At 70.8% G+C, this 377-nt stretch carries 1 pseudogene; it reads left to right on the top strand.

The features are described 5' to 3' along the window. Positions 1 to 377, top strand: a pseudogene (locus ACFQ87_RS41910) (glycosyl hydrolase); the annotation flags it as partial.

The raw sequence follows: 377 nt of genomic DNA, 5'->3' as shown, positions 1-377 counted from the left end.
CCGGTACATCTCCTCCTTCGCGGTCGACGAGAACGACGCCCAGCACGTCCTCGTCTCGTTCAGCGGCTTCTCCCGCAGCTGGACCGAGGGACCGGGCGCCGGAATCGGCCACCTCTTCGAGACCCACGACGGCGGCACCACCTGGACCGACATCTCGGCCAACCTGCCCGACGTCCCCGCCACCTCGGTCAAGATCCTGCCGAACGGCGGCCTGGCCCTCGGCACCGACCTCGCCGCCTTCTACCGCGCCCCCGGCACCACCGACTGGCGCGTCCTCGGCCGCAACCTGCCCACCACCTCGGTGCAGCAGCTCAAGATCGGCCCCGACGGCAAGCTCTACGCCGCCACCTTCGGCCGCGGCATCTGGTCCTTCGACC

Source organism: Kitasatospora sp. NPDC056531, assembly GCF_042794375.1.
In the GTDB taxonomy this organism is placed as follows: Bacteria; Actinomycetota; Actinomycetes; order Streptomycetales; family Streptomycetaceae; genus Kitasatospora.
This window is presented reverse-complemented; position numbering and strand designations above follow the sequence as displayed.